This is a genomic window from Pseudomonas sp. NPDC087817 (assembly GCF_044742875.1).
Lineage (GTDB): Bacteria > Pseudomonadota > Gammaproteobacteria > Pseudomonadales > Pseudomonadaceae > Aquipseudomonas.
Genome location: NZ_JBIUVJ010000112.1, coordinates 1 through 8,188, shown reverse-complemented (window position 1 = coordinate 8,188; position 8,188 = coordinate 1). Strand labels below are relative to the sequence as shown.

Sequence of the window (8,188 nt, the reverse complement as noted above, 5' to 3'; positions counted from 1 at the left end):
GGAATACTGCACCGCCAGGGACGATCTGGCGGACGCCCAGGCTGTGTGCGACAAGATCGGTATCAAGCTGCACACCGCCAACTTCGCCGCCGAGTCCTGGGACAACGTGGTCGAGCATTTCCTCGCCGAATACAAGGCCGGGCGCACGCCGAACCCGGACATCCTGTGCCACCGCGAGATCACGTTCAAGGCGTTCCTCGACTACGCCATGATGCTCGGCGCCGACCAGATCGCCACCCGTCACTACGTGCGCCGCCGCGATATCGATGGCCGCACCGAACTGCTCAAGGGCCTCGATCCGAACAAGGACCAGAGCTACTTCCTGCACGCTGTTGGCGGCGAACAGATCGCCAAGACCCTGTTCCCGGTCGGCGAACTGGAAAAGCCGCAAGTGCGCGCGATTGCCGAGAAATACGAGCTGGCGACCGCCAAGAAGAAGGATTCCACCGGGATCTGCTTCATCGGCGAGCGTCGTTTCAGCGATTTCCTCAAGCAATACCTGCCGGCGCAACCGGGCGAGATCAAAACCACCGAAGGCGAAGTCATCGGCCGCCACCACGGCTTGATGTACCACACCATCGGCCAGCGCCAGGGCCTCGGCATCGGTGGTCTGAAAGATGCCGGCGACGAGCCGTGGTACGTGCTGCGCAAGGATCTCGACACCAACGAGCTGATCGTCGGCCAGGGCAACAACCACCCGTGGCTGTTCTCCAGCGCCCTGCTCGCCTCGGAAATCTATTGGGTCAACCCGATCGACCTGAGCCAGCCGCTGCGCCTGACCGCGAAAGTGCGTTATCGCCAGAGCGATCAGGCCTGCACCCTGGAAAAAACCGCCAGCGGCTACCGCGCCGTGTTCGACGAACCGCAACGCGCAGTGACGCCGGGCCAGTCCGTGGTTTTCTATGACGGTGAAATCTGCCTCGGTGGCGGCGTGATCGAAGTCGCCGAGCCGTGGAGCGGTCAGGCATGAGCCCGACTCAGGAGCAACTGACGGCGCTCGGCGGTGTGTTTCTCGCCGCTGTTTTGGTCGACCGGATCGCCAAGACCGGCCAGACCAGCGAGGCCGGCCTGAGCTGCATGCTCGGCAGCCTATTGGTACGCGATCCGAAAGACACACTGGATGTTTACGGCGGCGACGACCTCAATCTGCGCGAAGGCTATCGCGCGCTGATTGGCGCATTGGAGCGCGATCCGAGCACCTTGCAGCGCGAGCCGTTGCGTTATGCCCTGTCGATGCTCGGTCTGGAACGTCAACTGGCCAAGCGTGACGACATGCTCGACACCATCGGCAAGCGCCTGCCGCAGATTCAGTCGCAGGTCGAACACTTCGGCCCGGCCCACGAAAACGTCGTCGCCGCTTGCGGTGCGCTGTATCAGGACACCCTGAGCACCCTGCGCCAACGCATTCAGGTGCATGGCGACATGCGCAACCTGCAGCAGCCGAGCAATGCCTCGAAGATCCGCGCCCTGCTGCTCGCCGGTATCCGTTCAGCGCGCCTGTGGCGACAGCTCGGCGGCCACCGCTGGCAATTGGTGATCAGCCGTCGCAAATTGCTCAAAGAGCTGTATCCGTTGCTGCGCAGCGAGTAAACGCCGCGCAATAAAAGCTTTGTAGCCTGTAACGCGTAATACGCCGGTCAGTTGGCAACGGACCGGCGGATTTTTTCATGTATGATACGCGCCCCATTTCGTTGCCCGACTGTCCGAGAACACCCCATGCAGCTTTCTTCGCTCACTGCGGTTTCCCCTGTTGACGGCCGCTACGCCGGCAAAACCCAGGCCCTGCGCCCGATTTTCAGCGAGTACGGCCTGATCCGTGCCCGCGTTCTGGTTGAAGTGCGCTGGCTCCAGCGCCTCGCCGCCCACGCCGGTATCCCGGAAGTGCCAGCCTTCTCCGCCGAGGCCAACGCCGTTCTCAATGAACTGGCTGAAAACTTCTCGCTGGAGCACGCCGAGCGCGTCAAAGAAATCGAGCGCACCACCAACCACGACGTCAAGGCGATCGAATACCTGCTCAAAGAGCAGGCGGCCAAGCTGCCGGAGCTGGCCAAGGTCAGCGAGTTCATCCACTTTGCCTGCACCAGCGAAGACATCAACAACCTGTCCCACGCCCTGATGCTGCGCGAAGGCCGTGACGAGGTGATGCTGCCGCTGATGCGCCAGACTGCCAACGCCATCCGCGAACTGGCCATCCGTTTCGCCGACGTGCCGATGCTGTCGCGCACCCACGGCCAACCAGCCTCCCCGACCACTCTGGGTAAAGAGCTGGCGAACGTGGTTTACCGTCTCGAGCGCCAGATCGCTCAAGTCGCTGCCGTGCCGCTGCTGGGCAAGATCAACGGTGCTGTCGGCAACTACAACGCGCACCTGTCGGCCTACCCGCAGATCGACTGGGAAGCCAACGCTCGCGCTTTCATCGAAGACGAACTGGGTCTGGGCTTCAACCCGTACACCACGCAGATCGAACCGCACGACTACATTGCCGAGCTGTTCGACGCCATTGCGCGCTTCAACACCATCCTGATCGACTTCGACCGTGACATCTGGGGCTACATTTCCCTGGGTTACTTCAAGCAGCGCACCATCGCTGGTGAAATCGGTTCGTCGACCATGCCGCACAAGGTCAACCCGATCGACTTCGAAAACTCCGAAGGCAACCTGGGCATCGCCAACGCACTGTTCCAGCATCTGGCGAGCAAACTGCCAATCTCCCGTTGGCAGCGCGACCTGACCGACTCCACCGTACTGCGCAACCTCGGTGTCGGCTTCGCCCACAGCGTGATCGCTTACGAAGCCAGCCTCAAAGGCATCAGCAAACTGGAGCTCAACGAGCAGAAGATTGCCGCTGACCTCGACGCTTGCTGGGAAGTTTTGGCTGAGCCGATCCAGACCGTGATGCGTCGTTACAACATCGAAAACCCGTACGAGAAGCTGAAAGAACTGACCCGCGGCAAGGGCATCAGCCCTGAAGCGTTGCAGACTTTCATCGACAGCCTGGACATGCCAGCCGAAGCGAAAGCCGAGCTGAAACAGCTGACCCCGGCCAACTACATCGGCAACGCTGTAGCGCAAGCCAAACGCATCTGATCGACCGCTTGACCCGTTTGAGACGCCCGGCCGCGCCGGGCGTTTTTATTCCCGTCTGAAAAGTGCTTTTTTTCAATAGGTTACATATGAATTCCGATATTCCTCTTCAACTTCTGGGCGGTCTCACGGCGCGCGAATTCCTGCGCGACTACTGGCAGAAAAAGCCACTGCTGATCCGTCAGGCGATTCCTGACTTCGAAAGCCCGATCGACGCCGACGAACTGGCCGGCCTGGCCCTGGAAGAAGAAGTCGAATCGCGTCTGGTGATCGAGCACGGCGAGCGCCCATGGGAACTGCGTCGCGGCCCGTTCGCTGAAGACGAATTCAGCAAGCTGCCGGAAAAAGAGTGGACCCTGCTCGTTCAGGCAGTCGATCAATTCGTACCGGAAGTCAGCGAACTGCTGGAAAACTTCCGCTTCCTGCCGAGCTGGCGCGTCGACGACGTGATGATCAGCTTCGCCGCCCCAGGTGGCAGCGTCGGCCCGCACTTCGACAACTACGACGTGTTCCTGCTGCAAGGTCACGGCAAGCGCAACTGGAAAATCGGCCAGATGTGCGATTCCGAGAGCCCGCTGCTGCAACACGCGGACCTGCGCATCCTCGCCGAATTCCATGAGACCGAAGAGTGGGTGCTGGAACCGGGCGACATGCTCTACCTGCCGCCACGCCTGGCCCACTGCGGTGTCGCGGTCGACAACTGCATGACCTATTCGGTTGGCTTCCGCGCACCGAGCGCCTCCGAAGTACTGACCCACTTCACCGACTTCCTCAGCCAGTTCCTGACCGACGAAGAACGTTACACCGATGCCGACGCGCAGCCAGCCGCCGATCCGCACCAGATTCAACATGACGCACTGGATCGCCTGAAGAGCCTGCTCGCCGAACACATGAGCGACGAGCGCCTGCTGCTGACCTGGTTCGGCCAGTACATGACCGAGCCGCGCTACCCGGAACTGGTGGTCGGCCCGGAAGAAGTCGAAGAAGAAGACTTCCTCAGCGCCCTGCAAGATGGCGCGATACTAATCCGCAACCCGAGCGCGCGCCTGGCCTGGTCGGAAGTCGATGACGATCTGCTGCTGTTCGCCAGCGGCCAGAGCCGTTATCTGCCGGGCAAACTGCGCGAGCTGCTGAAGCTGATCTGCGCCGCCGACGCCCTGCACACCGACAACCTCGGTGAGTGGCTGAACGATGAAGACGGTCGCGGCCTGCTGTGCGAACTGGTCAAGCAAGGCAGCCTGGGGTTCGCCGATGAATAAGATTCGCGTACGTGTCGCAGACTGGCAGAAGGAGATCGCCGAGATCCGGCGCATTCGTGAAACGGTGTTCATCGCCGAACAATCGGTACCCCCTGAGCTGGAATGGGACGCGGATGACGCGACTGCAGTGCATTTTCTGGCGTTCGAAGGCGACTTTCCGATCGGCACTGCGCGCCTGTTGCCCGATGGGCACATCGGCCGGGTTTCGGTGCTGAAGGACTGGCGCGGCATGAAGGTTGGCGATGCGCTGATGCAAGCGGTGATTGCCGAAGCGGAAGCGCGCGGCTTGAAAGAGCAAATGCTCAGCGCGCAGGTTCAGGCCACGGCGTTTTATGAGCGCCTGGGCTTCAGTCTGGTCAGTGAGGAATTCCTGGAAGCTGGGATTCCGCATGTCGACATGGTTCGCCATTCGGCCTGAACGCTGCGCTGATCGTTCCCATGCTCTGCGTGGGAATGCCTCTCGGGACGCTCCGCGTCCCTTGCTACATGTGACGCAGAGCGTCACTGGCTGCATTCCCACGCGGAGCGTGGGAACGATCACCACAAGAGCAGCTCTCAAAACGCCCCGCCATTTTCGGATGCCGGGGCGTTTTGCTGTCTACGATTCAACTTGCCCCACCCCGGGCCGACAAACTGGCAATATCAAGCCTTTCGAAAGCGGAGATAACGGACATGTCCCTACGCACCCTGCTCACCACCCTGCTGCTCGTTTGCAGTTTTTCGGTGGTGGCAGCCACAGAAATCGTGCCACTCAATTACCGCACCAGCGCCGACATGCTGCCGATGGCGCAAGACTTTCTCGGCAAGGACGGCCAGGTCAGTGCCTATGGCAATCAACTGATCATCAAGGCCGAGCCGGACAAGATCCAGGAACTCAAGGCACTGATCACCCAGCTCGACACCGCGCCGAAGCGCCTGCTGATCACAGTCGACACCAATGAAAACAATGGTCGTGGCGACGAAGGTTATTCAGTCAATGGCGCGCAAACGCGCATCATCAGTCGCAGCACCGCCAGCCGCGACGGCGGCGTGCAGCAGGTGCAGGCCACCGACGGCATGCCCGCACTGATTCAGGTTGGCCAGAGCGTGCCGATCACCAGCAGCCAGAGCAATTCCTATGGCGACTACAGCAGCCAGACCCAATATCGCAACGTCACCCAGGGCTTCTATGTCACCGCCAGCGTCACCGGCGACATCGTTCATCTGGCGATCAGTACCAACCGTGACCGCATGAGCCAGGAACGCCCCGATGTAGTGAACGTGCAAAGCACCGACACAACGGTCAGCGGACCCCTGGGTGAATGGATCACGCTGGCGGGCGTGAATCGCCAGACTCAGGCTGATAAACAGGGCCTGACCCGCAGCTACTCGACTCAAGGCCGGGATGACATGACCCTGAAGGTCAAAGTCGACGCCGTGGACTAAAGCACCGAAAACTGACTGATTAGTCGTATTAGACGAAAGATGTAGTGCTTGAAGAAAAGCACTACAAAACGTTTGACGAGGCAAAAAAGCGAAGGCATGATGGCCTCGCTCCCGCTAATCAGAGGCCCTGGCAAGGGCCTTCGAAGCGATGTTCGCACCTACCCCCGCGAACCGTTTCGTGTCTGTACCGCCCACAAGGTGTGTTTGACGAGGTTGCCGACTGGAACGAAGTTGTCCCGAGGGACGGAAGCGTAATTAGGTAACCCGGCATCACACTGTAGTTCGTATAAAGGCCCACGACGCCCGAATGCGCCCGCCAGTTTCGCCCTTACCTGCTCACTTCCCCTCGAGCCCATCGTTCATCCCGTCGCCTGCCCCGCCGAACCCGACCTGACCACCTAAGCTTCTGGTCAGCGAGCGCAAGGAATTTTCCACCGCAGAACAACTTTTCATAAAGACACGACGAGGTTTATCGCCATGGCACTGACACGCGAACAGCAAATTGCAGCCCTCGAAAAAGACTGGGCTGAAAACCCGCGCTGGAAAGGCGTGACACGCACTTATTCCGCTGCTGACGTCGTCCGTCTGCGTGGCTCGGTTCAACCTGAGCACACTTTTGCAAAAATGGGCGCCGAGAAGCTGTGGAACCTGGTCACCCAAGGTGCCAAGCCGTCCTTCCGTCCAGAGAAAGATTTCGTCAACTGCATGGGCGCCCTGACCGGCGGCCAGGCTGTTCAGCAGGTCAAGGCCGGTATCCAGGCGATCTACCTGTCGGGCTGGCAAGTGGCTGCGGACAACAACTCCGCAGAATCCATGTACCCGGACCAATCGCTGTACCCGGTGGACTCGGTGCCAACCGTGGTCAAGCGCATCAACAACTCGTTCCGTCGTGCTGATCAGATCCAGTGGAAAGCCGGCAAGAACCCGGGCGACGAAGGCTACATCGACTACTTCGCGCCAATCGTGGCTGACGCTGAAGCCGGTTTCGGCGGCGTTCTGAACGCCTATGAGCTGATGAAAAGCATGATCGAAGCAGGCGCCGCCGGCGTTCACTTCGAAGACCAACTGGCTTCCGTGAAGAAGTGCGGTCACATGGGCGGTAAAGTACTGGTGCCTACTCAGGAAGCCGTGCAGAAACTGACCGCTGCTCGCTTGGCTGCAGACGTTGCCGGTACGCCGACCATCATTCTGGCCCGCACCGACGCCAACGCGGCTGACCTGCTGACTTCCGATTGCGACCCGTACGACCAGCCGTTCGTGACTGGCGAGCGTACTCAGGAAGGTTTCTACAAGGTTCGTGCCGGCCTGGATCAAGCGATCGCTCGTGGCCTGGCTTACGCGCCGTACGCCGACCTGATCTGGTGCGAAACCGCCAAGCCGGATCTGGACGAGGCTCGTCGCTTCGCTGAAGCGATCAAAAAGGAATACCCGGACCAACTGCTGTCGTACAACTGCTCGCCTTCCTTCAACTGGAAGAAAAACCTGGACGACGCGACCATCGCCAAGTTCCAGCGCGAACTTTCCGCCATGGGCTACAAGCACCAGTTCATCACCCTGGCCGGCATTCACAACATGTGGCACAGCATGTTCAACCTGGCGCACGACTACGCCCGCAACGACATGACTGCCTACGTGAAGCTGCAAGAGCAGGAATTTGCTGACGCTGCCAAGGGTTACACCTTCGTGGCTCACCAGCAGGAAGTGGGCACCGGCTACTTCGACGACATGACCACCGTGATTCAGGGTGGCTCGTCTTCGGTAACCGCACTGACCGGTTCGACTGAAGAAGAACAGTTCCACTGATTCTGCTTCGCCTGAGCAAACGGCCTCTGCGGATCGTATAGAAAGCTAACCGCAGAGCCGCAAAACTGACGCCCCGACTGGTTCGGGGCGTTTTTTTGCCTAGGTTTTAATGAACACCACAAATCCCTGTAGGAGTGAGCCTGCTCGCGATAGCGATGGGTCAGTCACCGCATGCGCAAGCTGACACACCGCTATCGCGAGCAGGCTCACTCCTACAGGGATCGGGTTAGCCCGGACAAAAACATTGACCCAGAGCGGTATCGACATCAGAAAAATCGGTTAAAACGGGCGCCACCGCTACTTGCAGTAACAGGCATATAAGACAACTTCCTGATTACTGCACCGCTAAACAGTTACAAAACCACCTCAAACGATATTAATTATCATTTAGCCGCAACTATGTTCGTTACATTTCCCACAAAACATAATTCACGCAAAACCGGCTAATGCCCGCAACGCATGGGCTGCAGGGCATCGGAGGTGCGCTATGTCCTTATTCCAATAAATAATTTCGCTATAGGAATTTTACTTGCAGGGTGTTTAGCCATAAAATCAGCGCGATTGATTGCTGCGACATATCGTCACTGCCTTATTTCTTTATCAAGCTCAGAGACCTT

Annotated in this window: 7 protein-coding genes; all 7 read left to right on the top strand. The window is 59.4% G+C overall.

Translation table 11 applies throughout. The features are described from left to right. Positions 1 to 970, top strand: a 970-nt coding sequence (gene mnmA, locus ACIONG_RS29230; RefSeq protein ID WP_401304397.1) for a tRNA 2-thiouridine(34) synthase MnmA, incomplete at its 5' end; no start/stop codon positions are given. Next, the gene (gene hflD / locus ACIONG_RS29225; protein ID WP_103306789.1) at positions 967 to 1,590 is read left to right on the top strand and encodes a high frequency lysogenization protein HflD; all 624 of its coding nucleotides are present in this window, start codon (positions 967 to 969) and stop codon (positions 1,588 to 1,590) included. The genes mnmA and hflD, both read left to right, overlap by 4 nt. Positions 1,591 to 1,716: 126 nt before the next feature. Next, entirely contained in the window at positions 1,717 to 3,087 is a 1,371-nt protein-coding gene (gene purB / locus ACIONG_RS29220; RefSeq protein WP_401304394.1) for an adenylosuccinate lyase, read from the top strand. A gap of 86 nt (positions 3,088 to 3,173) precedes the next feature. Then, a complete protein-coding gene (locus tag ACIONG_RS29215; RefSeq protein ID WP_201237675.1) occupies positions 3,174 to 4,343 on the top strand; it encodes a cupin domain-containing protein in 1,170 nt (389 codons plus the stop codon). After that, on the top strand, positions 4,336 to 4,761 hold the full coding sequence (locus ACIONG_RS29210) for a GNAT family N-acetyltransferase (protein ID WP_401304391.1): 426 nt from the start codon (positions 4,336 to 4,338) through the stop codon (positions 4,759 to 4,761). The genes ACIONG_RS29215 and ACIONG_RS29210 overlap by 8 nt, the downstream gene beginning before the upstream one ends. 254 nt (positions 4,762 to 5,015) lie before the next feature. Then, a complete protein-coding gene (locus ACIONG_RS29205; protein WP_401304388.1) occupies positions 5,016 to 5,768 on the top strand; it encodes a secretin N-terminal domain-containing protein in 753 nt (250 codons plus the stop codon). Positions 5,769 to 6,245: 477 nt separating this feature from the next. Beyond that, on the top strand, positions 6,246 to 7,571 hold the full coding sequence (gene aceA, locus ACIONG_RS29200) for an isocitrate lyase (RefSeq protein ID WP_186622975.1): 1,326 nt from the start codon (positions 6,246 to 6,248) through the stop codon (positions 7,569 to 7,571). Positions 7,572 to 8,188 lie beyond the last annotated feature (617 nt).